General features: G+C 67.9%; 25 protein-coding genes, 2 rRNA genes and 1 riboswitch. Of the genes, 14 read left to right on the top strand and 13 right to left on the bottom strand.

What is annotated here, in order from left to right; genetic code table 11:
- Positions 1–127: ribosomal RNA gene (locus ABGB08_RS06325) — 23S ribosomal RNA — on the top strand; the annotation flags it as partial.
- A 53-nt stretch (positions 128–180) separates the two neighbouring features.
- Positions 181–297 (top strand): 5S ribosomal RNA (rrf, locus tag ABGB08_RS06320).
- 464 nt (positions 298–761) lie between these two features.
- Here the strand turns inward: rrf and ABGB08_RS06315 are convergent.
- A complete protein-coding gene (locus tag ABGB08_RS06315) occupies positions 762–1547 on the bottom strand; it encodes a PhzF family phenazine biosynthesis protein (protein ID WP_347587236.1) in 786 nt (261 codons plus the stop codon).
- 109 nt (positions 1548–1656) lie between these two features.
- On the opposite strand from ABGB08_RS06315, the gene sepF reads away from it, so the two are divergent.
- Positions 1657–2037, top strand: a complete 381-nt coding sequence (sepF, locus tag ABGB08_RS06310) for a cell division protein SepF (RefSeq protein WP_347587234.1) — start codon at positions 1657–1659, stop codon at positions 2035–2037.
- Between the two features lie 138 nt (positions 2038–2175).
- Here sepF and ABGB08_RS06305 read toward each other — a convergent pair whose 3' ends face one another.
- From ABGB08_RS06305 to ABGB08_RS06290, 4 genes are all read right to left on the bottom strand, one after another.
- Positions 2176–3462 (bottom strand): hypothetical protein, encoded by a 1287-nt coding sequence (locus ABGB08_RS06305; protein WP_347587232.1) that lies wholly within the window; start codon positions 3460–3462, stop codon positions 2176–2178.
- A 126-nt stretch (positions 3463–3588) separates the two neighbouring features.
- Positions 3589–5307 carry an arginine--tRNA ligase gene (argS, locus tag ABGB08_RS06300; protein ID WP_347587230.1) on the bottom strand — a complete coding sequence of 573 codons (1719 nt, stop codon included), beginning with the start codon at positions 5305–5307 and terminating at the stop codon, positions 3589–3591.
- Positions 5308–5349: 42 nt separating this feature from the next.
- Positions 5350–6375 carry a phosphate acyltransferase PlsX gene (gene plsX / locus ABGB08_RS06295; protein ID WP_347587228.1) on the bottom strand — a complete coding sequence of 342 codons (1026 nt, stop codon included), beginning with the start codon at positions 6373–6375 and terminating at the stop codon, positions 5350–5352.
- Positions 6376–6583: 208 nt separating this feature from the next.
- On the bottom strand, positions 6584–7147 hold the full coding sequence (locus ABGB08_RS06290) for a DUF1707 domain-containing protein (RefSeq protein WP_347587226.1): 564 nt from the start codon (positions 7145–7147) through the stop codon (positions 6584–6586).
- Positions 7148–7331: 184 nt separating this feature from the next.
- Here ABGB08_RS06290 and ABGB08_RS06285 point away from each other — a divergent pair, with 184 nt between their 5' ends.
- Both ABGB08_RS06285 and ABGB08_RS06280 read left to right on the top strand, forming a co-directional pair.
- Positions 7332–8651 carry a lysine 2,3-aminomutase gene (locus ABGB08_RS06285; RefSeq protein ID WP_347587224.1) on the top strand — a complete coding sequence of 440 codons (1320 nt, stop codon included), beginning with the start codon at positions 7332–7334 and terminating at the stop codon, positions 8649–8651.
- A 323-nt stretch (positions 8652–8974) separates the two neighbouring features.
- Positions 8975–9805 (top strand): hypothetical protein, encoded by an 831-nt coding sequence (locus ABGB08_RS06280; protein ID WP_347587222.1) that lies wholly within the window; start codon positions 8975–8977, stop codon positions 9803–9805.
- Positions 9806–9984: 179 nt separating this feature from the next.
- Here the strand turns inward: ABGB08_RS06280 and ABGB08_RS06275 are convergent, their stop codons facing one another.
- The 4 genes from ABGB08_RS06275 to ABGB08_RS06260 form a co-directional block, all read right to left on the bottom strand.
- Entirely contained in the window at positions 9985–10161 is a 177-nt protein-coding gene (locus ABGB08_RS06275; protein ID WP_170322050.1) for a hypothetical protein, read from the bottom strand.
- Positions 10162–10241: 80 nt separating this feature from the next.
- On the bottom strand, positions 10242–10778 hold the full coding sequence (locus ABGB08_RS06270; RefSeq protein ID WP_347587220.1) for a YbhB/YbcL family Raf kinase inhibitor-like protein: 537 nt from the start codon (positions 10776–10778) through the stop codon (positions 10242–10244).
- A gap of 92 nt (positions 10779–10870) precedes the next feature.
- Positions 10871–11665 carry an ABC transporter ATP-binding protein gene (locus ABGB08_RS06265; protein WP_347587251.1) on the bottom strand — a complete coding sequence of 265 codons (795 nt, stop codon included), beginning with the start codon at positions 11663–11665 and terminating at the stop codon, positions 10871–10873.
- 49 nt (positions 11666–11714) lie between these two features.
- Positions 11715–12629, bottom strand: a complete 915-nt coding sequence (locus ABGB08_RS06260; protein ID WP_155361597.1) for an ABC transporter permease — start codon at positions 12627–12629, stop codon at positions 11715–11717.
- 477 nt (positions 12630–13106) lie between these two features.
- Here ABGB08_RS06260 and ABGB08_RS06255 point away from each other — a divergent pair, with 477 nt between their 5' ends.
- The 5 genes from ABGB08_RS06255 to ABGB08_RS06235 all read left to right on the top strand — a co-directional run bounded on the left by ABGB08_RS06255 (position 13107) and on the right by ABGB08_RS06235 (position 18783).
- Positions 13107–14765, top strand: coding sequence for an ABC transporter substrate-binding protein (locus ABGB08_RS06255; protein ID WP_347587217.1), 1659 nt, complete (start codon positions 13107–13109; stop codon positions 14763–14765).
- Between the two features lie 110 nt (positions 14766–14875).
- Positions 14876–15817, top strand: a complete 942-nt coding sequence (locus tag ABGB08_RS06250) for an ABC transporter permease (RefSeq protein WP_347587215.1) — start codon at positions 14876–14878, stop codon at positions 15815–15817.
- Positions 15810–16730, top strand: a complete 921-nt coding sequence (locus ABGB08_RS06245) for an ABC transporter permease (protein WP_347587213.1) — start codon at positions 15810–15812, stop codon at positions 16728–16730. The genes ABGB08_RS06250 and ABGB08_RS06245 overlap by 8 nt, the downstream gene beginning before the upstream one ends.
- Before the next feature lie 12 nt (positions 16731–16742).
- Positions 16743–17783: an ABC transporter ATP-binding protein gene (locus tag ABGB08_RS06240; protein WP_347587211.1), complete on the top strand. Its 1041-nt coding sequence runs from the start codon at positions 16743–16745 to the stop codon at positions 17781–17783.
- Positions 17767–18783 carry a dipeptide ABC transporter ATP-binding protein gene (locus ABGB08_RS06235; protein WP_347587208.1) on the top strand — a complete coding sequence of 339 codons (1017 nt, stop codon included), beginning with the start codon at positions 17767–17769 and terminating at the stop codon, positions 18781–18783. Before ABGB08_RS06240 ends, ABGB08_RS06235 begins: the two co-directional genes overlap by 17 nt.
- Before the next feature lie 48 nt (positions 18784–18831).
- Here the strand turns inward: ABGB08_RS06235 and ABGB08_RS06230 are convergent, their stop codons facing one another.
- A complete protein-coding gene (locus tag ABGB08_RS06230) occupies positions 18832–19131 on the bottom strand; it encodes a hypothetical protein (protein ID WP_155361591.1) in 300 nt (99 codons plus the stop codon).
- Between the two features lie 165 nt (positions 19132–19296).
- Positions 19297–20415, bottom strand: a complete 1119-nt coding sequence (locus ABGB08_RS06225; protein WP_347587206.1) for a S8 family serine peptidase — start codon at positions 20413–20415, stop codon at positions 19297–19299.
- Between the two features lie 152 nt (positions 20416–20567).
- Between ABGB08_RS06225 and ABGB08_RS06220 the strand changes: the two genes are divergently transcribed.
- Genes ABGB08_RS06220 through ABGB08_RS06210 form a run of 3 tightly spaced genes read left to right on the top strand, consistent with a single transcriptional unit; the run spans position 20568 to position 22278 of the window.
- On the top strand, positions 20568–20822 hold the full coding sequence (locus tag ABGB08_RS06220) for a DUF3263 domain-containing protein (RefSeq protein WP_246269228.1): 255 nt from the start codon (positions 20568–20570) through the stop codon (positions 20820–20822).
- A 15-nt stretch (positions 20823–20837) separates the two neighbouring features.
- Positions 20838–21689, top strand: coding sequence for a trehalose-phosphatase (otsB, locus tag ABGB08_RS06215; protein WP_347587203.1), 852 nt, complete (start codon positions 20838–20840; stop codon positions 21687–21689).
- Between the two features lie 10 nt (positions 21690–21699).
- On the top strand, positions 21700–22278 hold the full coding sequence (locus ABGB08_RS06210) for a hypothetical protein (RefSeq protein WP_347587201.1): 579 nt from the start codon (positions 21700–21702) through the stop codon (positions 22276–22278).
- Here ABGB08_RS06210 and ABGB08_RS06205 read toward each other — a convergent pair.
- On the bottom strand, positions 22256–23419 hold the full coding sequence (locus ABGB08_RS06205; RefSeq protein ID WP_347587199.1) for an MFS transporter: 1164 nt from the start codon (positions 23417–23419) through the stop codon (positions 22256–22258). The genes ABGB08_RS06210 and ABGB08_RS06205 overlap by 23 nt on opposite strands.
- A 40-nt stretch (positions 23420–23459) precedes the next feature.
- The gene (locus tag ABGB08_RS06200; RefSeq protein ID WP_347587197.1) at positions 23460–24884 is read right to left on the bottom strand and encodes a trehalose-6-phosphate synthase; all 1425 of its coding nucleotides are present in this window, start codon (positions 24882–24884) and stop codon (positions 23460–23462) included.
- A gap of 130 nt (positions 24885–25014) precedes the next feature.
- On the opposite strand from ABGB08_RS06200, the gene ABGB08_RS06195 reads away from it, so the two are divergent.
- Positions 25015–25575, top strand: coding sequence for an RNA polymerase sigma factor (locus ABGB08_RS06195; RefSeq protein ID WP_347587195.1), 561 nt, complete (start codon positions 25015–25017; stop codon positions 25573–25575).
- 57 nt (positions 25576–25632) lie between these two features.
- Positions 25633–25771, top strand: a riboswitch (SAM riboswitch).
- The last annotated feature ends 10 nt before the right edge of the window (positions 25772–25781 follow it).

The following is a 25781-nucleotide window of genomic DNA, read 5'->3' as shown; positions in this document are numbered from 1 at the left end:
TTGAGATGAGGTCTCCCACCCTGTGAGGGGGTAAGGCTCCCGGTAGATGACCGGGTTGATAGGCCGGGTGTGGAAGCGCGGTAACGTGTGGAGCTGACCGGTACTAATAGGCCGAGGACTTGACCATAAATGCTCGCGTCCACTATGTAACTCTCAGACTGCAAGCATGTCTGATGGAGTTACGGCGGTTTTAGCGGTGGGGAAACACCCGGTTACATTCCGAACCCGGAAGTTAAGCCCTCCAGCGCCGATGGTACTGCACCGGGGACGGTGTGGGAGAGTAGGACGCCGCCGGACAATCTTTAACGAAAGCCCCAGCCAGAACGGCTGGGGCTTTCGTATTTTCTGGGGGTTGCCGGGGTTGGTGGGCCGGGTTAGTCGCCGTTATCCGGCGCCGTTTGCGTGGGTGCTGCTTCTCGCCGTCCCGGCGCCAAAACCGCGCTGGTGCAGCGTGAGTGCTGGTGTTGAGCAGTTCGGGGGCTGGGGCAGGTTGTCTATTACGTTCTTGCTGTTGGCAGGGGTTTGCCTTTATAGGCCGTACCGGAGTACGGCGGGTCAGTTTGCGGGTGGGCGGGCGGACACGTAGGCCGACATAAGACCGTGCCCGAGACCACCGCGCCCGCGATGGCCGCTGACCAGCGGCTCACTAGAGGCCCGCTATCACGGTCGGCCGGAGTGTTCGCCCGCCCACCCGCTACGGCGCTCAGCCTTCACAGCATGGACGTACGGCCAAGGGCTCAATGGGCCTACGGGCCAACAATTCAGACGTGGAGGTTGCCTGACCAGATTGTGATCGCTTGGCCTGCGAGGTCGACTCGGTCGTCGCGGAGGGTGGTGCGGACCAGTCCTCCTCGGGCGGAGAGCTGCCGGCCGGTCAGCGAGTGAACTGCGAGACGCTGAGACCAATAGGGAGCCAGGACACAATGCGCGGATCCGGTTACTGGATCCTCATCGACCCCCGCCCTCGGAGCAAAGAATCGGGAGACGAAGTCCGCGTCCGAATCCGGTGAGACAGCCGTGACGATCACCCCGCGGACGTCGATCGAGGCGATCGCCGCCATATCGGGAACCAGCGTTCGGACGGTCTCCGGCGAGTTCAGTTCTACCAGGAGGTCGAACTGGCTGTTTCCCACCCAGACAGGCTCAGCCCCCAAAGCGTCTGTGAGACCTTCCGGTACAGGACATTCCGTCGGCTGCTTGACCGGAAAATCCATGGTGATAAGTCCGGACGAGTCGCGGTCAACCGAAAGAATCCCACTCTGGGTAGAGAATTCGATCCGTCCGGTTTCCTGCCCAGTTTCATAAAGGATATGTGCCGCCGCAAGCGTGGCATGCCCGCAGAGCGCGACCTCGACCAGCGGTGTGAACCATCGCAGCGAATAGGTCTCCCCCTCCCTCGGCATCAGAAATGCGGTTTCCGAATGCCGCATTTCCGCCGCTACTCCCTGCATCCACGAAGCGGTTGCTGGACCTTCCAGCAGACAGACGGCGGCGGGGTTACCCTTGAACGGCCGGTCGGTGAAGGAATCGACGGTGAAGATACGCATGTTATGCACCCTACAAAAAGAATGCCATGCTGTGGCGTGTCGGCTCGCCCATGGGTAATGGTCGGTTAGCGTCCCAAGTGTCGGGACAAACCCGGAAAGGACGAAGCCGATGGGGGCAGTGCGCAAGGTAGCGAGCTACCTTGGCCTGGGCGGGGCCGAGCAGTATGACGAGCCCTATGGCGAAGCAGAGTACGAAGACGACTGGATTCCAGCGTCTGAGCGGGCGGCCCGCCGGTGGCAGACGGAGGGCGAGCCCGCGCGCATCGTCATGGTCCGTCCAAAGAAGTACGACGACGCTCTCACCGTGGGCCGCCACTTTCGGGAGGGCCACAGCGTCGTGATGGACGTAGGAACGATGTCAACGATTGAGGCTACGCGCATGGTCGACTTCGCGGCCGGCTTGGCTTACGGCTGCGAGGGCCGCATCGAGCGTATCGCCGAGAAGGTCTTCCTCTTGACCCCGTCCCACGTCGAGGTCTCCTCCGTGTAACAAGGAAACCAGGCACCACGAACGCAACGCCGCTGGGTCACTCGTCGCTATCCTCTCGCCGCCCCGAGCGCCGGAAGGGTACCCAGCGGCGTTGCGTTCGAGCGCAAGGGCTGATTTTCGCCCCAGACGGACGAGGGGTTAGCCGGCGCGGGGGCCGCGGCGCAGGAGGCGGGTGAGGGCGGTTAGGTCGGTGGTGGCGGATTCGCGGCGGGATTTGGATTCGCGGGCGTATTCGTGGAGGGCCCAGATGGCGCCGTCTGCGAGTCTGTGGAGTTCGGCGAGCTGGGTTTCGATGCGGGCGAGCTCCACGAGTGCCCGTCGCCGGTTGCGCCGCAGGAGGTAGCCCCCCCACCCGGCCAGCCCGGCCCCGGCGATCGCGGTCGGCCAGAACAGCAGTCCCAGCAGCATCAGGCTCAGCCCGAGGCCAAGCAACACATATCCGCCAAGCCGATCAGGACGACGTGGCGAGTTCCGGGCAATGATGAGGCGTTCGGCTTCGGCCAGGGTCGACTGGTCCGGGCCGTCCGGCCGGAGGATGATCGCGTTCCCGAGGACCGGCACGGTCACCGCCCCCGGCGTCTCCCCAAGCGTGCTCTCCGCGAGACGCTCAGCCGCCGCCCTGACGGCGGGCGCGGCCACGTGGAGCGCCAACGCGGCCAGATGAGGATCAGCCCCGGGCTGCACATCATGCAACAAGTGCCCGCTCAACGAGCTCAACGGCCCATCCATCTCACCGTCCCCGATGAGCGCCCGCAACACCGCCAATGGTTCCATCTCCGGCCAGGCCGCACTCGACGACACCACCGCGCCATCAGCCTGCCGTACCGAAAGGATCTCCTCGCATCGCGCGCGCAACCGGGCGAGCCGGTCGGCGGCCAGCACCGGCCCGCCAAGGGCGGGAATCTCCGCGAGTTCCGGATAATCGGCCAGCGACGGCGGCACCAAAGGCTCAGGCTGCCCCGGGACGAGCGCTTTCAGCCAGAGTTCGTCTTCGGGTGGTACGGCGATCGCGTCCAGCTTCCGCAGCACGAAGATCTTCCCCGCAGGTCCGTACGCCCCCCGCGCGGCGGCCAGCCACAGCGCCCGCTGCCCGGATGTGACGGGCTGGTCCTCGGAGAGGTCACCGAACGCGGTCCCCAGCCAGGACGCGTGGATACGATCCCCGTGCCCGCACACCGCCAGCGCCAGGCACAGGAACAGCGACGTACGAGCCCCATCGAGCCGAGCGGCCCGCGCCAGCGGTTCGAGCGCGTCCTCCCCGTTCATGATGTGGACCAGCGCCTGCACGGCCGGTGACAGCCAGTATCCTGGCACGTCGACATCCGGATAGGGCGGCGCGGTGCCGTCGGCCGAAAGATGGGTCAGCAGCGCCTCGGCATAGCGGTGCAACCCCGAGGTGTCGGCGTGCCCTGTGCTGACGTCCATGCTCAAGCGTTCGCTCCCCGACGGCCGGCGGCCCGACATGTTCAACGGGCGACCAAGTGGCCAGACACTCCCTTGACCGCGCCAAGACTAGACGTCATTGACCCACCTTTACCCGAAGGCGCGCCGTCACATCCGCTCCGGGACCTCGATTCCGAGCAGGTCGAGCCCCTGGGTGAGCACGCGCAGCGTCAACGCGGCCAGCGCGAGCCGGGACTGCCGGTCCTCCTCGCTGTCGGCTTTGAGCACCGGGCAGTTCTCATAGAACGTGGTGAAAGCGCTGGCCGTGTCGAAAAGGAACGCGCAGAGCCGGTGAGGCGTGCTGGCCGCCCCGACCTCGCTGACGATCGCCCCGAACCCGAGCAGCTGCAACGCCAGCGCCCGCTCGGCGGGATGCCCGATCCGGATGGGCCCCCGGGCCGAGGCGGGATCGTATTCGCCCCGCCGGAAAATGGAGCGGATCCGGGCGGTCGCATACTGCAGGTAAGGCCCGGTGTTCCCGGTCAGGGCCAGCATCCGGTCGAAGTCGAAGACGTATTCGCTGTCGTGGCTGACGGACAGGTCGGCATACTTGACCGCGCCCATGCCGACGGCCTGGCCGATCTCGGCCTGGGTGGCGGCGTCGTAGTCGCGGTCGGCGAGCACGGCGGCGGCCCGGGATTCGCCCTCCTCCAGCAGTTCGAGCAGCTTGATGGACTTGCCCGCCCGGGTTTTGAACATCTTGCCGTCGCTGCCGAGCACGCTGCCGATCTGCACGTGTTCAGCTTGGACGTGGTCGGGCAGCCAGCCGGCCATACGCGCGGAGGCGAACAACATCTGCATGTGCAGGGCCTGGGTGGCGCCGATCACGTAGAGCAGCCGGTCGGCCTTCAGGTCCTGGACCCGGTAGCGGATGGTGGCCAGGTCGGTGGTGGCGTAGCCGTACCCCCCATCGCTTTTGCGGATCATGAACGGGAGGGGCTGGCCCTCGCGCCCGGTGAAGCCGGGCGGGAAGACGCACAGCGCGCCGTCGCTGATCACGGCGACGCCGCGTTCCTGCAGGTCGTCGCAGACCTGGGCGAGCACCGCGTTGTACATGCTCTCGCCGGCGATGTCGTCGTCGGTGAGGGTCACGTTCAGCTGGGTGTAGACCTTGTTGAAGTAGCGGATGGTGGCGCCCATGAAAATGTGCCACAGCCGCATGGTCTCCGGGTCCTCCGCCTGGAGGGTGACCACCCGGGCCCTGGCGCGCTCGCCGAACGCGGGGTCGTTGTCGAACTTGGCCCGCGCGGCCTGGTAGTAGTCGTTGCCCGCGCCGGCGGACAGCTGCGCGACCGCGGCTTCCTCGCCGATGTCGAGCAGGTGCTCGATGAGCATGCCGAACGGGGTGCCCCAGTCGCCGAGGTGGTTTTGCCGGATGACCCGGTGGCCGAGGTGCTCCTGCACCCGGACCAGGGCGTCGCCGACGACGGTGGTACGCAGGTGGCCGACGTGCATCTCCTTGGCCGCGTTGGGCGCGGAGTAGTCGACGATGACGGTCTGCTGCGCCTCGGTGGCGACGCCGAGCCGCTCGTCGGCGAGCTGCTCGCCGGACTGCGCGGCCAGCCAGCCGTCGGACAGGGTCAGGTTGATGAAGCCAGGGCCGCTGACCTCGACCTGGCCGGGGATGTCGATGTGACCGGCGATCTCCTGGGCGACCTCCCGCGGCGAGCGCCCGAGCCGTCGCGCCAGGCTCATCGCGACGTTCGCCTGGTAGTCGGCGAACTGGGACGGCCTGATCAGCGGGTCTTCGGCGGCATACTCCTGGCCGAAGGCGGCGGCCAGCGCCCGCTGGACCCCTTCGGTGAGTACGAGCTGCGGGTCGGTCATGGCTCCAAGCCTAGCGACGCGCGGTCTCTCCCGTCGCCAGGGTTATCCCCAGAGGCGATGCGAGCGCGGGATGGCGCCCACCCGGTCGCCGACCCTGGTGACGATCTTGCCGGCGGCCAGCCGGGCGGCCAGTTCGCAGGCCGAGGCGATCCCCCTGGCCTGGGACGAGCCGTGCGCGATCACGACGGTTCCGTTCAGCCCGAGCAGTACGGCTCCGCCGTGCGCCTCCGGGTCGAGCCGCCGGTAGAGCTCGCGCATCCGGGAACGTTGGAGGAGCCCGCCGAGCTTGGCGACGCGGCTTTCCGCGACGGTGTCGCGGAGCTGGCCGAAGGCGTACCGGACGCTGCCCTCCATGGTTTTGAGGGCGATGTTTCCGGTGAACCCGTCGGTGACGATGACGTCGACCTTGCCGGTGAGCAGGTCGTGGCCTTCGATGTTTCCGCTGAAGTCCAGGCCGGGGCTGGCCTGGAGCAGTTCGTGCGCGCGTTTCGCCAGTTTGTTGCCCTTTTCTGGCTCGGCGCCGATGGTGAGCAGGCCAACTCGGGGGGTCTTCACGTCGAGAGCGGATTCGACGTAGGCCGCGCCCAGGTGGGCGAACTGCACCAGCATTTCGGGCTTGACGTCGGCGTTCGCGCCCGCGTCGACCAGGATGGTCGGATGGGGCAGGGTCGGCAGGGCGACCGCGATGGCGGGGCGGAGCACGCCGTGCTGGGCGCGTAGCCGGAGCTTGCCGGTGGCGACCACCCCGGCGGTGGAGCCGGCCGAGACGACGGCGGCGGCGTCGCCGCGGCGGAGCAGGTGGCAGGCGACGGCGATGCTGGAGCGCGGGCGGCGCAGGCTGGCCAGCGCGCCCTCGTCCATGGCCAGGGTCTCCTCGGCGCGGACGATCGGCACCTCGCCGGTGGCGTCGTGCGCGGACAGCGCCTCGTAGAGCACCCGGGGCTGGCCGACCAGGACGACCGGCACGCCGAGCTCGCGCACCGCGAGGACGGCTCCCGCGACGATCTCCAGCGGGGCGTGATCGCCCCCCATCGCGTCCAGCGCGACGGGCAGGGTTTCACTCGCCATGAGTGGCCATCGAGAACACAGCGCCGTCCAATCGGTGACTCTTGTTAACCAGAAACCCGTCCCATAGACAGCCGCATAGCCGCCGACCGGGCGATTCGCCGCCGCGGCTGTCCAGATCACGACTTTCTGATTAATACAGCCGCCGACCAGGCGATTCACCGCGGCGAGAGTCTCACTAATCTGAATGGTAGGTCCGGCGCCGGGGTGCCTAGCTCCGCATGTTCCAGTCGGTGATCTTGCGGGACACGATCACTTTCCCGAATCTGGAGCTTCCGGTCACCCGGATGAGCGGCCCGTCCTCGGTCTTGCCGCCCGTGACGTGGCGTTTGGAGAACAGCGCGCTGCCCTCGTCGACCACGTTCGCGTGCTCGGGGACCCGGACGATGAGCTTCCCACAGAACGAGTTGAGCTCCAGGGTGATCTCGCGGCCGGGCAGCACGCTCTCGGTGAGGTCGATGATGAGCGCGCCGAAGACGGCGCTGAACGTGGTGTGCCGTCCGGGCACCCAGCGGCCGCCCCGGATGACCTTGCTGAAGACGGCGGAAACCCGCTGTTTCTCCGTTCCGGTAGGGACGTTTGAACGGAGCGTGTCGGGTAGATCCCGGGTGATCGGGACGAGATCGCCGACCGTCACGGCCGTGTAGGTGGCCTCAAGACGGTCGGCGTGCTCGGCACTGGTCAGGCGGCCGGTGGCTAGCCCCTCAGCGATGACCCCAGCGACGCGGTCACGGTCGGCGTCGGAGGCGCGCTGACCTGGATCGTTGACTGTCACAACCGCCAGAGTACCGCGTTTCGAGATATGTCGCGAGTGGGCCAACTTCATGACAGGGATCTTTGCTAAATCGTGGAAGTGCCGGTTAAGTCGCCCGACACCCGGTATATGAGTTGCATAGACGCCTGACAGACACAGTTGGTTTACACGAGTGCGGAAAAACCTACCGAGAAGGGAAGGCCGAGTGATCTTTACCGAAGGGACCCGAGGCTTCCGCGCCTATACGAGCAAGCACCTCGACGGACTCCTGCGCCGAGCCGGGTTCGACGACGAGGCGCGGCTGCGCGCCGCCGCGGTCGCCACCGTGCTGCCGTTTCGCACCAACGCGTACGTGGTGGACGAGCTGATCGACTGGTCAGCCGTGCCCGACGACCCGATCTACCGGCTGGTCTTCCCGCAGGACGACATGCTGCCCGCCGCCGACGTGACCCGCCTGGCCGGGCTGCTGCGGGACGGCGCCCCGGCCGCGCGGGTGAACGAGGCCGCGAACGAGGTACGGCGGCGGCTCAACCCGCATCCGGCCGGGCAGCTGGCGCTCAACGTGCCGAAGGTGGGCGCGGAGCCGGTGCCGGGCATGCAGCACAAATACCCGGAGACCGTGCTCTTCTTTCCGAAGCAGGGGCAGACGTGTCACGCGTACTGCACGTACTGCTTCCGGTGGGCGCAGTTCATCGGGGACGCGGATCTGAAGTTCGCCTCCGGCGATGTGGAGAGTCTGGTGCGCTATCTGGAGGCGCATCCGGAGGTGACCAGCGTGCTGTTCACCGGCGGGGATCCCATGATCATGGGGGAGCCGGTGTTGCGGCGGTATCTGGAGCCGTTACTGAAGGTGGAGCAGATCGAGTCCATCCGGATCGGGACCAAGTCGCTGGCGTACTGGCCGGGGCGGTTCGTCACCGATCCGGACGCCGACGCGACCCTGCGGCTGTTCGAGGAGGTGGTGTCCGCCGGGAAGAACCTCGCGTTCATGGCGCACTTCTCGCATTCGCGCGAGCTGGAGCCTCCGGTGGTGGCGGAGGCCGTCCGGCGGGTCAGGGGCACCGGGGCCGTGATCCGGACGCAGGCGCCGCTGATCAGGTCGATCAACGACGACGCGGCGGTGTGGGCGGGGATGTGGCGGCGGCAGAGCACGCTCGGCATGATCCCCTACTACATGTTCGTGGAGCGGGACACCGGGCCGCAGGACTACTTCGCGGTGCCGCTGGCGCGCGCGTACGAGCTGTTCCGGGACGCGTACGCCCAGGTCTCCGGGGTGTGCCGGACCGTCAGAGGGCCCTCCATGTCGGCTACGCCCGGCAAGGTGTGCCTGGACGGGGTGGCCGAGATCGCGGGACAGCGGGTCTTCGTGCTGCACCTCATCCAGGCCAGAGAGCCGGAACTCGTCGGGCGTCCGTTCTTCGCGCGGTACGACCCGCGAGCCGTCTGGCTGGACGACCTGCGCCCGGCCTTCGCCGACCGGTTTCCGTTCGAACCGGCGGTGCCGGTCGCACGGCTCAGCGCCTGATCCGATTCAAGGCGGCGGAAAATATGTTCCCCAGGCTCGGGAGGCGGGTTTACCGTGCCTTTCTCCCGGGCCGGGGAGCATCTCAGAGCATGTCTCGCCAAAACGGGCTCTATGCCGATGACCAGAGGGTGGTCCTTAGCGCTTCCATTTCCGGAATTACCGGGCGTTGGTGCTTGCCCGGCCCTGATGAGCTGCGGATTCTCCTTCCGGCTCCGTGATGATAGAAATTCGGCTCAGTAGCCAATCAGCCGGCGTGCTGCGCCGGTGCACGGGGGTTCTTAGCTCTTATCCCGAGATTCGGAATAAGACCGGGAAGGCAAATCATGAAGCGAATGATCAAGGCCGTCATCGCGGTGGCGACTTTCGGTGTCGCCGCGGCCATGGCCGCGCCCGCCGTGGCGCAGTCGCACGACGTCAAGCCGGCGGTGGTCGCGGGCGGCGACCCGGTCAGCGATCTGCTGGGCGGTCTGCTCGGCGGTGCTGGTGGCGGCGACCCGATCAGCGGTCTGCTCGGTGGTCTGCTCGGCGGCAGTGGTGGCGGGGGCGGTCTGGTCGATGGTCTCCTGGGCGGCGGCGGTAGCCCGCTCGACCAGGTCACCGGCACGCTCGGCGGCCTCACCGGCGGCTTGGGCGGCGTCACCGGTAGCCTTCCTGGCGTCAGCACGGGCAAGCGCATGATGGCCGCCGAGCCGGTCGGCGTGAACACGCTGCTCGACACGCTCCAGGCCTCGCTCGGCTCGGTGCCCGTCGACCTGAACGGGTCCGTCTCCTCGCTCGGCGAGTCGGTCGAGGACGTGACCGGGGCCGCGGCCAGCCTCACCGGGGCCGCCGAAGACCTCGTCGGCACGGTCGAGAACGTCGTCGGCAGCGCCGAGGCCACGGTCGAGAACGTGGCTCGCGTGACCGAGTTCGGCAACCTCGTCACCGGGGCGCCCGCGATGGGCGGGCTGAACCTCGGCGGCACGCTGGCCCCGATCACCGGGAAGGTCGCCGGCGCCGACCTGGCCCCCGCCGTCGCGCCGGCCGTCGACACGGTCTCCGCCGAGCAGCTCGCGAGCACCAGCGAGGGTGCGGCCACGCTGGTCAAGAGCGTCACCGACACCGCCACCAACCTCGTCGGCGGCCTCGCGCCCGCGCTGACCCCCGCCAACTAGCCGATCTCGTGGCGGCCGGCGCTGGTCCCGCTTTCGCGCGTGGTCACCGCTGCCGCACGAATCTCCCCAGCGATCTTCCGGACACGTTGGCGTGGCCACGTCAACGTAGCCGTACATCCAGACATCTGTGCAGAAGGCCGGGCATCCCCTGGGGGGAGGCCCGGCCTTCGTGTTCGTGTTCAGTTGTACTCGCGCTCGCCTCCCGGAGGGCGCACCGAAGTGCGGCGGGCGATCTGGGCCTGTAGTCGGGCCATCTGCCAGTGCAGTTCGACGAGTTGCTCGGCGAGGAGGCCTCGCGGTAGTTCGGACGGATCCTCGGCGGCCAAATGATCGATGGCCGTCACCAGCTCACTCATCCCGCCCTCCCAGCGCATCGCGGTCTTCCCTCAGATCGAATCTCCGTTCGAATCATAAGGGAACAGCGGGCGCTGGCGCATCAGCTTTCGTATATAGGTGCGATAAAACCGCGGGCGAGGGTGTTGCCTGTGACGTTGAAGCCGACCACGGCGGGCGGGGTGTCCGAGTCGACCCCGAGTGACTCCACGCTCAGGGCGTGTACCGCGAACAGGTACCGGTGCGGCCATCCGGGCGGGGGCGCGGCGCCCCCGTAATCCTTGGTCGAGAAGTCGTTGCGCGCGTGCTTGGCCCCTTCGGGCAGCCCTTTGAAGTCCGGCGCCGTGCCCGCTCCCGTCGGGAGTTCTGTCACGTTCGCCGGGATGTCGAACAGCACCCAGTGCCAGAATCCCGACCCCGTCGGCGCGTCCGGATCGAAGCAGGTGACCGCGTAGCTCAGCGTCCCCTCGGGCGCTCCGGACCACCGCAACTGCGGCGACAGGTTCTGCCCCGTGAAGCCCCACCCGCTGAACACGTGCGCGTTGGGCAGCGTCACGGCATCGCTGACATCGTCACTCTCGACGTCCAGTTCCGGAACTTCGGGCAGGTGATCGTAAGGAATAGGCGGCGGCGTAGGCACAGTCTTCTCCGATGGCCGGGGTTACTGATCTCTTCACCCCCATCCTGGTACGTCTTACCACCTCGCGCCAAGCCCGCCGATCCGAAGGATCGTCACGCCTTGTTGTAGGCCGAGATGACTTCTTTGGGGTCGCCGTCCATCTTGATTTTGCCCTTGTGGAGCCAGATCACCCGGTTGCAGGTCTCCTCGATGACGTCCAGGTTGTGGGCGACGAGGAAGACGGTGCCTGCGGATTTGCGCATCTGCATGATGCGTTCCTGGGACTTGCGTTTGAATTCGCGGTCGCCGGTGGCGAGGGCCTCGTCGATGAGGAGGACGTCGTGGGTTTTGGCGGAGGCGATGGCGAAGCGGAGGCGGGCGCCCATGCCGGAGGAGTAGGTGGACATGGGGAACTGGACGAACTCGCCGATGCCGGAGAAGTCGACGATGTCGTCGTACTGGGCGCGGACTTCGGCGGGGCTCATGCCCATGGCGTAGCAGCCGAGGACGATGTTGCGCTCGCCGGTGAGTTCCTTCATGAGGGCCGCGTTGACGCCCAGCAGGGACGGCTGGCCGTCGGTGAAGACGGCGCCCTTGTGCGGGGGGAGCAGGCCGGCGATGGCGCGCAGCAGGGTGGACTTGCCGGAGCCGTTGCGGCCGATGATGCCGATGGCGTCGCCGTGCCGGGCCACGAAGGAGACGCCCTTGACGGCGTGGATCTCCTTCATCTGCGGGCGGCCCTGGCGCTTGACCAGGCGGAGCAGGGCGTTGACGGCGTTGCCCTTCTCGGCTTCGCTGGCCGCGCCGTACACCTTGTAGACGATGTGGAGGTCGTCCACGATGACGGTGGGAGTGCCGACAGGTGACGCCTGGGCTTCCTCGGCGGACACCGGCCACACCCTTTCCATCGCCTGGGCGCTTTCTCGAGCCTTGGCAGCCTGAGCCACCACCTCTGCCTCAGCCACGGCCGTACCTCTCCTCGGCCCGCCAGAAGTACCAGAAGCCGACAACTAGCGCGAACACCGCCCAGAATATGGCAGTCGTCCAAGCCCATTGTGGCGGGGTGTGCTCGTGAATGAGTAGGTCCCGCATCAGCTCGATGTAGGCCGCCACCGGGTTGAGCTCCAGGACGTAGCGGACGAAGCTCAGCGATTCCGGCAGGTCGTCCACCCGGGCCGGAATGCTGAAGAAGACTCCCGACGCGTACAGCCAGGTGCGCATGATGAACGGCAGTAGCTGGTTCATGTCGCGCGCGAACGCGCCGACCCGGGCCATGAACAGGCTGGCCCCGACGTTGAAGATCAGCTGGAGCAGCAGTGCGACCGGCACGAGCAGCCAGCGTATGGTGGGTGACTCCCCGGTGAGCAGCACGATGGCCGTCAGCACCCCCATCGACCAGGCCAGCTGCTGCAGCTCCTGCACCGCGTAGGCCAGCGGCAGCGCGGCCCGCGGGAAGTGCAGCGCCCGGATCATGGACAGGTTCCCGGAGATCGACTTCGCTCCGCCGGTCACCGTGCGCTGGGTGAAGGTGAAGATGAAGACGCCGGTGATGAGGAACGCGGTGTAGTTCGGGATGTCCTTCTGCTGGCCCAGGATCACGCCGAACATCAGGAAGTAGACGCCGGCGTTCAGCAGCGGCGTGAGCAGCTGCCACAGCTGCCCCAGCGCCGAGTCGGAATATTTCGAGACATTCCGCGAGGTCGCGTACTTGAGCACGAAGTGCCGGCGCGCCCACAACTGGCGAACGTAGGACGGCAGGCTCGGCCGTGCGATGGCACGGCGAAGCCCATGGCGCCGGGCGAGCTCGGCCAGCGAATCCGTCGCTGGGCCGCCCGCCTGGGCGTCCGCGACGGCGGATTCCGGCTGGCTCATGGCATGGACTCTATTGGATGCTGGTGAACGAGAAGCCTGCGATGGTCATCCGTTGGCTCCTCACATGGGTTCCGTACGACCGCCGCGGCACACTACGCCACAGCTTGGTCAACCGTAGCCCAAGCGATCCTGATATGGGGACCAACGCCACGACCCTCCCCCCAAAGCCTGCCTCCGGGCTTGACCACCGAGAGGCCATGTGTACCTTATTGAGTGGTTTGACCCCCTGTTAGACATTTGGGGCAAGCTTGTTGGAATGCGTGTGACGCCCGACTGACGCACGTGTGACCGAACTGCAACGCAGCAGAGACAAGTCTGCAGCAGGTGGTGAGGGATGCTCGCGGACGACTGGCAGGGCGTCAGCTGTTTTGACCGTGCTTGCAAATCCGGGCCCCCATAAGGGGCCAGGTGGCGCTTGGCAAGGACATTTCGCAGCTCAGCGCCGTAGCCCATCCTTTGAGGGAGGATCAACTTACTATGCGCGTAACCAAGGGCGCACAGATCATCGCCGGCTCCGCGCTGCTCGCGCTCGCGGTCGCCGCCTGTGGCGGCAGCGACGCCCCGGAGGCCGGTGGCAGTGCCCCCGCCACTCAGCCGGTGCGGGTCGAGATCGCCGAACCCCAGCACGAACTCGTCCCGGGCAACACCGCTGAGACCAGCGGCGCCGAGGTGCTCAATGCGCTCTTCATCGGCCTGGTGAACTACGACGCCGAGAAGAAGCCGATCAACCAGATCGCCGAGTCGATCACTTCGGACGACCAGACCAACTGGACCATCAAACTCAAGGATGGCTACAAGTTCCACGACGGCACCCCCGTCGACGCGCAGAGCTTCGTGGACTCCTGGAACTACACCGCCAACGGCGCCAACGCGTACGAAGGCAACTATTTCATGGGCAGCATCCAGGGCTATGCCGAGATGAACCCGGTCGACCCGGACGGCGAGGGCGAGCAGGTCGCGCCCGCGGCCACCGCCACCACGCTTTCCGGCCTCAAGGTCGTGGACAACCTGACCTTCACGGTCGCGCTGACCAACCCGTTCTCCGGCTTCCCGACGATGCTGGGCTACACCGCCTTCTACCCCATGCCCAAGGCCGCTTTCGGTCCTGACGGCAAGGTCACCGAGGCGTACGGCAAGAGCCCGATCGGCAACGGCCCGTTCAAGATGGCCAAGCCGTGGGAGCGGGGCAAGGACCAGGCCATCTCCGTCGTCCGCAACGACGACTACAAGGAGGGCAAGGCCAAGATCGACGCGGTCAACTTCCAGATCTACCTCGACCTGAACGCCGCCTACCGCGACCTGCAGGCCGGCAACCTGGACATCATGGACCAGCTGCCCGCCGAGGCCATCGGCAGCGCCAAGGCCGAGTTCGGCGACCGCTACATCGAGCAGCCCTCCTCCGGTATCGGCTACATCGGCTTCCCGATCAAGACCGGCGCCGACTACGCCAAGAACGCGGACGTCCGTAAGGCCGTCTCGATGGCGATCGACCGCAAGACCATCACCGAGACCGTCTTCTCCGGCACCCGGGTCCCGGCCGACGACTTCATCAGCCCGGTCGTCTCCGGTTACCGCCAGGGCGCCTGCGGCGAGGCCTGCACGTACGACCCGGTCAAGGCCAAGGAGCTGTTCGACAAGGCCGGCGGCGCGAGCCTGGGCGCGATCGAGATCGGCTACAACGCCGACGGCGGCCACAAGGAGTGGATCGAGGCGGTCGCGAACAACCTGCGCACCAACCTCGGCGCCGAGGTGACGCCGAAGCCGGTGGAGAAGTTCGCCACGATCCTCGACGACCTGGGCGCCAAGAAGTGGAAGGGCGGCTTCCGGATGGCGTGGATCATGGACTACCCGTCGCCGGAGAACTACCTCAAGCCGATCTTCGCGGCGAACGCGTCCTCGAACTACTCGGGCTTCAACAACAAGGAGTTCGAGGAGCACCTCAAGGCGGGCGACTCGGCCAAGACGCTGGAAGAGGGCATCGCGGCCTACCAGGCGGCGGACGACATCCTGCTGAAGGAGCTCCCCTACATCCCGGTCTACTTCTACCAGACCAACGGCGCCTACTCCCAGCACGTGAAGAACGTGAAGATCGACCCGTTCGAGCGGATCGACCTCTTCAACGTAGAGAAGGCCTAGGCGGATCTCATTCCGGGTGGCTCTTGTAGTCACCCGGGATGCGCCATCACTCTTAAGGGCAGCCCGCTCGGTTGCAAGTGGGCTGCCCTTTGTCATGATCGGGAGACCGAATGGGCCGCTACGTTGTCAGGCGCCTGCTTCAGGCGATCCCTGTGCTGCTTGGCACCACGTTCCTCATTTTCGCAATCGTCTACGCGCTGCCGGGCGACCCCCTGCAGGCCCTGGCCGGTGACCGGCGCGTCGACCCCGTATTCGCCCAGACCATGCGGGAACTGTTCCATCTCAACGACCCGCTGATCGTCCGGTACGGCTACTACATCCGGGACATCTTCACCGGCGACTTCGGAACGACCTTCCGCGGCCTGCCCGTGTCGACCATCTTCGAGGGCAAATTCCAGGTCACCCTCAATCTCGCGCTGATGGCCCTGTTCATCGAGGCCGTCGTGGGCATCGGGCTCGGCCTCATCGCGGCGCTGCGCCGCGGCCGGTGGTCGGACACCGGCATCCTGGCCGTCACGCTGATGCTGGTCTCCATCCCCACCCTGGTGAGCGGCTTCCTGCTGCAGCTGCTCCTCGGCGTGCAGCTGAAGCTCTCGACCGGGATCGACTTCTTCCCGGTCACGGGCGTCGCCGACGGCTGGCGTAGCTACCTTGTCCCCGGGGCGGTGCTGGCGGGCACGTCCATCGCGTACCTGACCCGGCTGACCAGAACCAGCCTGATGGAGACGCTGCGGTCGGACTACGTCAGGACCGCGATCGCCAAGGGCATGCCGCGGCGGCGGGTGCTCGGCAGGCACGCGCTGCGGAACTCGCTGATTCCGCTGGTCACCTATCTGGGCGCCGACCTCGGCACGCTGATGGGCGGCGCGGTCATCACCGAGACCATCTTCAACCTGCCCGGCATCGGCCAGCAGCTGTTCACCTCCGTCTACCTCCGGGAGAACTCGGTGGTGGTGGGGATTGTCACGGTCCTGGTGCTGATCTACATTCTGGCCAACCTGATCGTCGACCTGCTGTACGCCGTACTCGACCCCAGGATCCGCTATGAGTAACTCCACGATCACGGCCTCGCCGGCCAAGGACGCCAAGCCGGAGAAGGCCAAGAAGCCTGCCAGCCTGTGGTCGGACGCGTGGTATGACCTGCGGCGCAGCAAGGTTTTCCTGTTCGGCGCGGCGCTGGTGCTGCTGCTGGTGATCATCGCGGCGTTCCCCTGGCTGTTCTCGCCGGTGAACGCCTTCGACCCCTCCACCTGCGACCTGACCAGGGCCCGGGACGGCCTCGACGGCACGCACTGGTTCGGCAGCGACAACCTGGGCTGTGACACCTACTCGCGGGTGATCTACGGCGCTCGCGTCTCGATCATCGTGGGCGTCGTCGCCACTATCGTCACCTCGCTGGTCGGCGGCACCCTGGGGCTGCTCGCCGGGTTCTTCGGCAAATGGACCGACGTGCTCCTGTCCCGGATCGCGGAGATCTTCTTCGCCATCCCGTCGATCCTCGGCGCGCTGCTCATCCTGGCCGTCATCGGCCGCGACAACGCGGGCATCGGCAGCGTGGTGCTGGCCCTGTCGCTGCTGGCCTGGCCGCTGGTGTTGCGCATCATGCGGGCCGCGGTGATCACCACCAAGAACCAGGACTTCGTGCTGGCCGCCAAGGCACTCGGGGCGGGACCGATCCGGATCATGGTCCGGCACATCCTGCCCAACGCGCTGACTCCGGTCATCGTGGTCACCACAATGAACCTGGGCGTGTTCATCGCCGCCGAGGCCGCGCTGTCGTTCCTCGGCGTCGGCATCCAGTCGCCGGACATCTCGTGGGGTCTGATGATCGCCGACGGCCGGAACCGGTTCCTGGAGGCGCCCGCGCCGCTGCTGTTCCCCGCGCTGTTCCTGAGCATCACCGTGCTGGCGTTCGTCATGCTCGGCGACGCCGTACGGGACGCGCTCGACCCGAAGCTTCGATAGGAGGTGCCAGAAGTGAAAAACCCATCCGTCGACACGCATCTGCTGCCCGCGGACACCCTCGGCACCGCCCCGTTGCTGGCGGTCGACAACCTGCACGTGGAATTCGCGACCCGGCAGGGCGTGGCCCGCGCGGTCAACGGTGTCTCCTACGCCCTGAACGCCGGAGAGACGCTGGCCGTGCTGGGCGAGTCCGGCTCTGGCAAGTCGGTGACCGCTCAGGCGATCATGGGCATCCTGGACATGCCGCCCGCGCGCATCCCGAAGGGCGAGATCCGGTTCCGCGGCACCGACCTGCTCAAACTCTCGGAGAACGCCAGGACCCAGATCCGCGGTCAGCAGATCGCGATGGTCTTCCAGGACGCGCTGTCGGCGCTCAACCCGGTGTTCACCGTGGGCTGGCAGATCGCCGAGATGTTCCGGGTGCACCGGGGCATGGGCAAGAAGGCCGCGTACGCCAAGGCGATCGAGCTGATGGACCGGGTCCGCATCCCGGCCGCTCGCCAGCGCGTGCACGACTACCCGCACCAGTTCTCCGGCGGCATGCGGCAGCGCATCATGATCGCCATGTCCATCGCCCTGGACCCCGATGTCCTGATCGCGGACGAGCCGACCACGGCGCTGGACGTCACCGTGCAGGCCCAGATCATGGAACTGCTGGCCGAGCTCCAGCGGGAGAGCAACATGGCCATGATCTTGATCACCCACGACCTCGGCGTGGTCGCCGACGTGGCCGACAAGATCGCGGTCATGTACGGCGGCCGCATCGTCGAGAACGCCCCCGTGCACGACGTCTACAAGACTCCGGCCCACCCCTACACCAAGGGCCTGCTGGAATCGATCCCCCGGGTCGACCAGAAGGGCCAGGACCTGTACGCGATCAAGGGCCTGCCACCGAACCTGCTGGACATGCCCACCGGCTGCGCCTTCAACCCGCGCTGCCCTTACCGCCAGGACAACTGCGTGACCGACGTGCCCCCGTTGCACGAGATCAGCGGCACCCGCAGCAGCGCCTGCCACTACTGGAGGGAGGTCCTCGATGGCGTCGAAAGGTGAGCCCGTCCTGGAGGTCCGCGACCTGGTCAAGCACTTCCCGCTGACCCAGGGCATCGTGGTCAAGCGGCAGATCGGCGCGATCAAGGCGGTGGACGGGGTCTCGTTCGACCTGCACCGCGGCGAGACGCTGGGCATCGTGGGCGAGTCCGGCTGTGGCAAGTCCACGCTGGCCAAGCTGCTGATGGCGCTGGAGACCCCGACCTCGGGCACGGTCCGGGTGGCCGGGAAGGATCTGGCCAACGCCAAGGGCGCGGATCTGAAGCGGATCCGGCGCAACATCCAGATGGTGATGCAGGATCCGTACACCTCGCTGAACCCGCGGATGACCGTGGGCGACATCGTCGGGGAGCCGTTCGAGATCCACTCCGAGGTGGCGCCGAAGGGTGACCGGCGGAAGAAGGTGCAGGAACTGCTGGACGTGGTCGGGCTCAATCCCGATCACATCAACCGGTATCCGCACCAGTTCTCCGGGGGTCAGCGGCAGCGCATCGGCATCGCCCGCGGGCTGGCGCTCCAGCCGGAGGTCATCGTCTGTGACGAGCCGGTGTCGGCGCTGGACGTGTCCATCCAGGCGCAGGTGATCAACCTGCTGGAGCGGCTGCAGAACGAGTTCGATCTGGCCTACATCTTCATCGCGCACGACCTGTCGGTGGTCCGCCACATCTCCGACCGGGTCGCGGTGATGTACCTGGGCAAGATCGTGGAGATCGGCCGGGACACCGAGATCTACGACCGGCCGACCCATCCGTACACGCAGGCGCTGCTGTCGGCGGTGCCGGTGCCCGATCCGGAGGGGCGGGAGAACCGGGAGCGGATCATCCTGCAGGGGGATCCGCCGTCGCCGGCCAATCCGCCCTCGGGGTGCCGGTTCAGGACCCGGTGCTGGAAGGCCCAGGAGATCTGCGCGGAGGAGGAGCCGCTGCTGCAGATCCGGCCGGGGGCCGATCATCCGAGCGCCTGCCACTTCGCCGAAGTGCACGACGTGGTGCACGCCAACTGAAACGGAAAGGGCCTCCACCACCTGGTGGAGGCCCTGTTCGCGACTGGCTCAGCCCTTGAGGTCCTCTTCCGACAACCCGGGAATGGCCTCCAGGACGTCACCCACGCCGTTGGTGACGCCGCTCAGGCTGTTGGTGAGGTCGTTCAGAGTGCCGGTGAGCTGGCCGACCGGGTCGCTGCTGCCACCGAGCAGACCACCGATCAGGCCACCGCCACTGCCACCGAGCAGGCCGCCCAGCAGGCCGACGATCGGGTCGTCGGCGGGCGCGGCGGCGGCCGAGGCGGCCGAGGCGGAGCCGAGAGCGAGCAGGCCGGCGCAGGCAGAGGTGACGAGAATGCGGCGGATCATATGTATTTCCCCCCGGAAGGAACTCGCTAATGGGTCACAGGAAAACTACTCTGTGTAATCACGCCTCGTTATACCCCCTCCTTGGAGGGCTAACATGACGGCAAGTCATGTTCTGGCAATGATCGCGGGGCCGTAGTCAAACGGATCTTGGGCTGCCGGATACCCTCACCTGGTGATCGCCACCCGGGTCGCCAGCACCGCCACCACCAGCAGCAATCCGATGTCGATCAATTCCCGGGACCGGTCGTGAGCCACGCTGGACCTGGCCTGCCGGGGGACGGCGGCCAGCGGGATCCGGTGCATCTGCTCCGCCGCCAGCAGCGCGCCCTCGGCGTTGGCGACGCCGTGCCCGTATCCGGGTCCGGGGGCGGGGTGGCGTGCGCTCCGCTGGATGGCCTGCCGGACCTCCAGCGCGGTCAGCGCCGGGTAGCGGGACCTGACCAGCGCCGCCACCCCGGCCACGAACGCCGCCGCCGAGCTCGTGCCGTCGGAGATCAGGTAGGAGTCGGGGCCGTCCGCACTCACGATCCCGGTCCCGGGAGCGACCACCGACAGGTAGTCGTGCCGGTTGGAGAACGGCGCGCGGCGCAGCCGCTCGTCCACCGCGCCGACCGCGATCACGCCCGGGTAGCCCGCCGGGAAGTTGCGCCGGTTGGCGCCCGCGCCGTCGTTGCCCGCCGACGCGATCAGGACCACGCTCTTGCCCAGCGCGTAGCGGACCGCGTCCTCCTCCTCGGGGGAGCCCTCGTACGAGCCTTCCCCGCCGCCCAGGGACATGCTGATGACCTGGGCGCCGTGGTCCACCGCGTACCTGATGCCGCGGGCCAACGCCAGCCGGCCGCGGGCGCTGATCCGGGCGTTGCCGCGCTGCGGGTCGTCGTTCTCCAGGGTGACCCGCACCGACAGGATGCGGGCCTCCGGAGCCACCCCCAGCACGCCGAGCGTCCGGCCGGCGCCGTGGCCGCGTCCGGCGATCAGGCTGGCCATGGCGGTGCCGTGCCGCCCGGACCTGGTCCGGTCGGCCCCGGTCAGGTCGGGGCCCCGCACCACCACGCCGGCCAGGTCGGGGTGGCGCGGGTCCACGCCGGTGTCCAGGACCGCCACGGTCACCCCGGCGCCCCGGCTGCGCTGCCAGGCCTCCTGGACATCCATCGCGCGCAGCGGCCACTGGCGACCGCGCGCGTTCTCGGCGAGCCCGTCCTTCGGCCCCGGTACGGCCGCCGCCCCCGTCACCAGGCAGGCGGCCAGACAGGTGGGGAGCACCCCGAGCAGCAGCATCCTCATCGGCCGCTCCCTTGGATCTTGGGGCAACATTCTGGCACGCATCGATGATTCAATCTGACGTTTCCGTGAACAGTCCGATACGTACGGTTATGGGTACTTGATCACCCCGGTCGCCGGGCTACGATGAGATCCCTTGCCCCGAGGGGGACATAGTGGACGAGCTATCCGAACGGGACCGGCAGATCCTCGAATTCGAGAACCAACGGTGGCGCTACCCCGGCGCCAAGGAGCAGGCGATCAAGGACACCTTCGGCCTCTCCACCACCCGCTACTACCAGCTCCTGGGCGAGCTGATCGACCGTCCCGAGGCGCTGGCCGCCGATCCCGCGCTGGTCAACCGCCTGCTCCGGCTGCGCGGCAGCCGCCGCCGCGACCGCGCCGCCCGCCGTACGGGCGAATCCGGCTAGGTACGTACGCTTGGCATGACGACAAGCACGACAGAGGGGAAAGCCGTGCGAGTGCTCACCGAGACCGGCGCGACGGGCCTGGCCGCCATCGCCGAGGATCCCGGGGGCGCGGTGATCGCCCTCGACTTCGACGGCACGCTCGCCCCGATCGTGGCCGACCCGTCGGCCGCCTGGATCCACCCGGCCGCGCCGGCCGCGCTCATCCGCCTGGCCGGGCAGGTCGCCCGGATCGCGATCATCACCGGCCGCCCGCCGAGCACCGCGCTCGCGCTGGGCGACACCCCGGAGGGGCCCGACCTGATCGACGTGCCCGGCCTGCTCATCCTCGGGCACTACGGCCTGGAGCGCTGGGAGGGCGGCGAGACCGTCGCGCCCCCGCCGCCGTCCGGCCTCGAGCTGGTACGCAACGAGCTCCCCGCCCTTGTCGCCACCCTGGCCGACGGGGTGAAGATCGAGGACAAGGGGCGGGCGGTAGCCGTACACACCCGCAACTGCGCCGACCCCGACGCCGTGCTGGAGGAGCTGCGGGAACCGGTGGCGCGGCTCGCCGAGCGGGCTGGGCTGGTCGTCGAACCCGGGCGCAAGGTGCTGGAGTTGCGCGGGCCCGGGATGGACAAGGGCCGCGCGCTGCGCGCCTTGCTGGCCGAGACCGCCGCGCGCTCGGTCATGTTCGTCGGAGACGACCTGGGGGATCTGGCCGCTTTCGCCGCGGTCGCCGATTCCAGCCTTCCCGGGGTCCGGGTGTGCAGCGGCTCCAGCGAGGTCGCCGCGCTCACCGAGGTCTGCGACGTCGTCGTGGACGGGCCCGCCGGGGTGGTCGCCCTTCTTGAAACACTCCACAAGTCGATTACAAGCCGGGATCAGTAGCCTGCTCGGCATGCTGAAACGAACGATTCTGTTAGTGGCGTGCGGTCTCGCGCTGGTGGCGGCCATTCCCTTCCCGGCCTCCGCCTCGACCACCAAACCGCTGCACCTGCGCAAGGGCCTGACCCTGACCATCCCGAAGGCCTGGAAGGTCTACAAGGTCAGCCCCGACTGGACCCGCGTGGTCACCGGCTCCTGCCCGAAGCAGAGCGGTTTCCGCGACTCCGGCTGCCGGAGCTTCTGGGTGCTCGGCCCGGCCGCCATCAAGATCGGCCACGAGGGCTTCACCCCGTACGAGCCGAGCCGCCCCTTCTACCCCGCCAGCGATGTCGGCCCCTGCGTCTACGACAAGAACCTGTGGATCGGCGAGTTCAAGCTGGCCGAGAAGGGCCTGCGCCAGATCGGGCCAGATCACAAGGCGCACTACCGGGACTGGAAGGCCGCCTGCATGCACATCGGGCAGACCAAGTCCACCGTGAAGGGCTACTTCCACCAGCGTGAGTGGTTCCTGCCCAGCTCGAAGATCCTGATCGTGGACCAGTGGCGCACCCGGGGGCTCGCCACCATCCTCAAGCGGGCTGCCTGGAACTGAGCACCGCGCCGGTCGCCAGGCCGATCAGGACGGGGGCCATCAAGAACGCGGTGTGGGTGCCGAATCCGTCGCCGAGCGCGCCGAGCACGAGCGGCGAGGCGCCGGAGCCGAACCCCGCCCATACCGACGCCGCCCCCGAGGCCTGGTCCGGCCGCCCGCCGGAGGCCTCGATCAGCCGGCTCAGCGCCATCGGGAACTGCAGCGCGATGCCCAGGCCGGTGATCACCAGTCCGGCGTACGCGACGACGGTGATCGTGGTGGTCCAGAACACCGCCCAGCCGGTGAGCGCCAGCAGCAGGGCGCCGACCAGCACCACGTCGACGCGGAAGCGCAGCGCGAGCTGGACCCCGCCGAGCCGGCCGAGGGCGACGCCGATCAGCATCGCGGTCAGCCCGGTGGTGGCGGAGGCGGCGCTCAGCCCGGTCCGCTGGGCAAGTAACTCCGCCGCCCACATGTTGAACGAGAATTCCAGCGCCACGCAGCACAACAACACCGCACCGGCCAGGTGGAAGCGCCGCCCGTAGGGAACGCGCGGCCCGTGCTTCTGCACGGGCGCGGCTGGGCGCTCGGGCACCCAGACCCGGAACATGGTCAGCGCCAGCAGCGCCGACAGGATGAGCGGCACGAACAGCGCCGCCCGCCAGCCCAGCACCGTGCCCGCCAGCACGCTGAAGGCGTAGGAGGCCACGATGCCGGGGAGCACCCCGACCGCGTTGGCCTCGGCGATCGCGGCCGGGCCCGCCGCGCCGTGGTGCTCGCTGAGCACGGCCATGGAGATGAACAGGGTGATCCCCGCCATGCCGCTGGCGATCGTGTAGCCGAGCAGGGTGACCGGCAGGACCTGGCCGAAGGCGACGATGAGCATGCCGACGTTCATGCCGGCGATGCCCGTCCAGCAGGCGGCGCGGCGGCCGATCCTGGCCGTGATCGCGGGGATGGCCAGGCCGGTGATGATCGAGCCGATGGCCATGCCGGTGGCGTGCAGCCCGGCGACCGCCTGGGTGAGGCCGAGTTCGGCGCGCAGCAGCGGGATGGCGGCCGACAGGCCGTACAGGTAGCTGGAGAAGGTGGCGAGAATGAGATAGATCAGCCATGTCGGCCGGTCCCTGGTGAACGTGATGGCCCGGGTGGTCGTTGTCACCAGTTATTCCCCTGATTAGTAAAATATCAGGACAAAAGTATCAGGCGAGTGCCTGGAGCTGATCGGCGAACCAGCGCTGCGGCGGCAGGGCGGTGGCCGCCGCGCGGAGCCTTGTCGCCCGGGTCATCCGCTCCTGTTCCGGCATCACCAGCGCGTCGTGCAGGGCGGTCGCCGTGCCCGACACGTCGAACGGATTGACCAGCAGCGCGTCCGCGCCGAGCTCGGCCGCCGCGCCCGCCTCCCGGGACAGCACCAGCGCGCACCGGGGGGACAGGATCGGCCCTTCCTTGGCGACCAGGTTCATGCCGTCCCTGATCGGATTGACCAGCAGCACGTCCGCCAGCCGGTAGGCGGCCAGCGAGCGCGGGTAGTCGTCGTTCATGTTGAGGATCAGCGGGTCCCAGTCGTCGGTCGCGTACTCATCCTCGATCTCCTTGGCGCAGCGCTGCACGGCCGCCGTGTACTCCCGGTATTCCGGCAGATCGTGCCGGGACGGGTAGGCGAACGCCAGATGCACCACCTTGCCGTGCCATTCCGGATGTTCGGCCAGGAACTCCCGGTAGGCGGCCATGCCCCGGACGATGTTCTTGGACAGCTCGGTCCGGTCGATCCTCACGATCAGCCGCCGGTCCCCGACCTGCTCCTTGATCACCTGCAGGTGTGACTCCACATCCGGCTCCGCGGCCCGCGCCCGCAGCGCGGGCCCGTCCACGCCGAGCGCGTGCACCCCGATGCGCGTGGTCCTGTCCTGATAGGTGACGGTACGGCTGGCGCGGTCCACGCGCGCGCCCAGGATCGTCTCGCAGCAGTCCATGAAGGCATCCGCCCAGCGCGCGGTCAGGAACCCCGCGTGATCCGCGCCAAGCAGGCCCTCCAGGATCTCCACGCCCACCTCGTCCGGCAGCACCGAGAAGTAGTCCGGGGGCGCCCATGGCGTGTGCGAGAAGTGGGCGATCCGCAGGTCGGGGCGCTCCACCCGGAGCATCGCCGGGGCCAGGCTGAGATGGTAGTCCTGGATCATCACCCGAGCCTCGTGGCCCGCCTCCTCGGCCAGCGCCAGCGCGAACGCGCCGTTGTAGTCCTGGTAGGACTCCCACTCCCGCTGGAACCTTCCATCGAAATGGGGGGTGAACGGGGTGTTGTAGAGCAGGTGGCTGACGAACCAGAGCGTCGAGTTGGCCACCGCGTTATAGGCCCGATGAAAGACCGCGGGGGCGATGTCCAGCATGCGGAGCGGGCCGGTGTCGTAGCCGGCCTCGTCCAGGCGGCCGCCGGGCGCGAGCCGTACGGCGCTGCGGTCGCCGTCCGAGAGCGCGGCGCAGACCCACAGGAGCTCGGCATCCCTGGCCACCTCGGACAGGCCGGAGACCAGGCCGCCGCCGCCCCGGCGCATGGTGAGCGCGCCGTCCTCGGACAGCGTGAACGAGACGGGACCGCGGTTGGAGGCGATCAACGTTGAGCTCACTGCCGGCACACTCCACGATGCGGAGACATTAATAAAGTTAGGATGTCAGGAAAACGCTCCGGCGCTCGATGCGGCCCGGCCTTGTCACGCCGGGGCTGCCCCGCTTGGGAGATCTTGGGAGCCGGTCGAGATGGCGCTGGACGAGACCACCGAGGAGCTGGCTACTGCGGCCGCAGGGGGCGATCATCGTGCGCTCGGGGGGCTGCTGAAGCGGATCGAACCCGACGTGCTGCGGCACTGCGAGCGGCTGCTGCCCTACCGGCAGGATGCCGAGGAGGCCTGTCAGGACACGCTGCTGGCGGTGGCGCGCAACATCGGCAGGTTCGAGGGGCGGTCCCGGTTCAGCACCTGGCTGCACATCGTGACGGCCAACTGCGCGCGGACGACGTACCGGACGTTGAAGCGGCGGGCGGCCGAGCAGACCTCCGAGGAATTACCCGAGCATCGGCCCGACCCGCACCGGGTGAGCGTGATCGCCGGATCCCGGCTGGATCTGCTGGACGCGATGGAGTCGCTGGAGCTGGAGAAGCCGGAACTGGCCGCCGCGCTGGTGCTGCGGGACATCGTGCAGCTCGACTACGCGGAGGTCGCCGAGCAGCTGGGCATCCCGCTGGGGACGGCCAAATCCCGCATCCACCAGGCCCGGAAGTACATCCAGTCCGCCCTGGGGGACGCGTATCTCGGCAAGTGAGACGCGGTCGAGTGTTGTCGGGGGGGCGATGTACAGTCTTTGGGACAACTGAATATTTGCTCATCCAGAGGGGTGGAGGGACCGGCCCTGCGAAGCCCCGGCAACCATTCCGATTGCGCTCGTGACCTGGCGAGGCCGATCGGAACAGGTGCCAATTCCGGCCTGTGACCAGGGTGGTCGCAGGCGAAGATGAGGGAAAGGCCTCG

The sequence above is a fragment of the Acrocarpospora sp. B8E8 genome, assembly GCF_039871605.1.
GTDB lineage: Bacteria > Actinomycetota > Actinomycetes > Streptosporangiales > Streptosporangiaceae > Acrocarpospora > Acrocarpospora macrocephala.
This window is presented reverse-complemented; position numbering and strand designations above follow the sequence as displayed.

Coding starts and splice junctions, on each gene's coding strand:
- argS (WP_347587230.1), bottom strand. CDS start 5,307: ATGACCGACCCGCAGCTCGTACTCACCGAAGGGGTCCAGCGGGCGCTG.
- ABGB08_RS06315 (WP_347587236.1), bottom strand. CDS start 1,547: ATGCGTATCTTCACCGTCGATTCCTTCACCGACCGGCCGTTCAAGGGT.
- ABGB08_RS06305 (WP_347587232.1), bottom strand. CDS start 3,462: ATGGACGTCAGCACAGGGCACGCCGACACCTCGGGGTTGCACCGCTAT.
- ABGB08_RS06265 (WP_347587251.1), bottom strand. CDS start 11,665: ATGGAAAGGGTGTGGCCGGTGTCCGCCGAGGAAGCCCAGGCGTCACCT.
- ABGB08_RS06245 (WP_347587213.1), top strand. CDS start 15,810: ATGAGTAACTCCACGATCACGGCCTCGCCGGCCAAGGACGCCAAGCCG.
- ABGB08_RS06195 (WP_347587195.1), top strand. CDS start 25,015: ATGGCGCTGGACGAGACCACCGAGGAGCTGGCTACTGCGGCCGCAGGG.
- ABGB08_RS06250 (WP_347587215.1), top strand. CDS start 14,876: ATGGGCCGCTACGTTGTCAGGCGCCTGCTTCAGGCGATCCCTGTGCTG.
- ABGB08_RS06275 (WP_170322050.1), bottom strand. CDS start 10,161: ATGAGTGAGCTGGTGACGGCCATCGATCATTTGGCCGCCGAGGATCCG.
- ABGB08_RS06210 (WP_347587201.1), top strand. CDS start 21,700: ATGCTGAAACGAACGATTCTGTTAGTGGCGTGCGGTCTCGCGCTGGTG.
- sepF (WP_347587234.1), top strand. CDS start 1,657: ATGGGGGCAGTGCGCAAGGTAGCGAGCTACCTTGGCCTGGGCGGGGCC.
- ABGB08_RS06255 (WP_347587217.1), top strand. CDS start 13,107: ATGCGCGTAACCAAGGGCGCACAGATCATCGCCGGCTCCGCGCTGCTC.
- ABGB08_RS06225 (WP_347587206.1), bottom strand. CDS start 20,415: ATGAGGATGCTGCTGCTCGGGGTGCTCCCCACCTGTCTGGCCGCCTGC.
- ABGB08_RS06235 (WP_347587208.1), top strand. CDS start 17,767: ATGGCGTCGAAAGGTGAGCCCGTCCTGGAGGTCCGCGACCTGGTCAAG.
- otsB (WP_347587203.1), top strand. CDS start 20,838: ATGACGACAAGCACGACAGAGGGGAAAGCCGTGCGAGTGCTCACCGAG.
- plsX (WP_347587228.1), bottom strand. CDS start 6,375: ATGGCGAGTGAAACCCTGCCCGTCGCGCTGGACGCGATGGGGGGCGAT.
- ABGB08_RS06280 (WP_347587222.1), top strand. CDS start 8,975: ATGAAGCGAATGATCAAGGCCGTCATCGCGGTGGCGACTTTCGGTGTC.
- ABGB08_RS06260 (WP_155361597.1), bottom strand. CDS start 12,629: ATGAGCCAGCCGGAATCCGCCGTCGCGGACGCCCAGGCGGGCGGCCCA.
- ABGB08_RS06230 (WP_155361591.1), bottom strand. CDS start 19,131: ATGATCCGCCGCATTCTCGTCACCTCTGCCTGCGCCGGCCTGCTCGCT.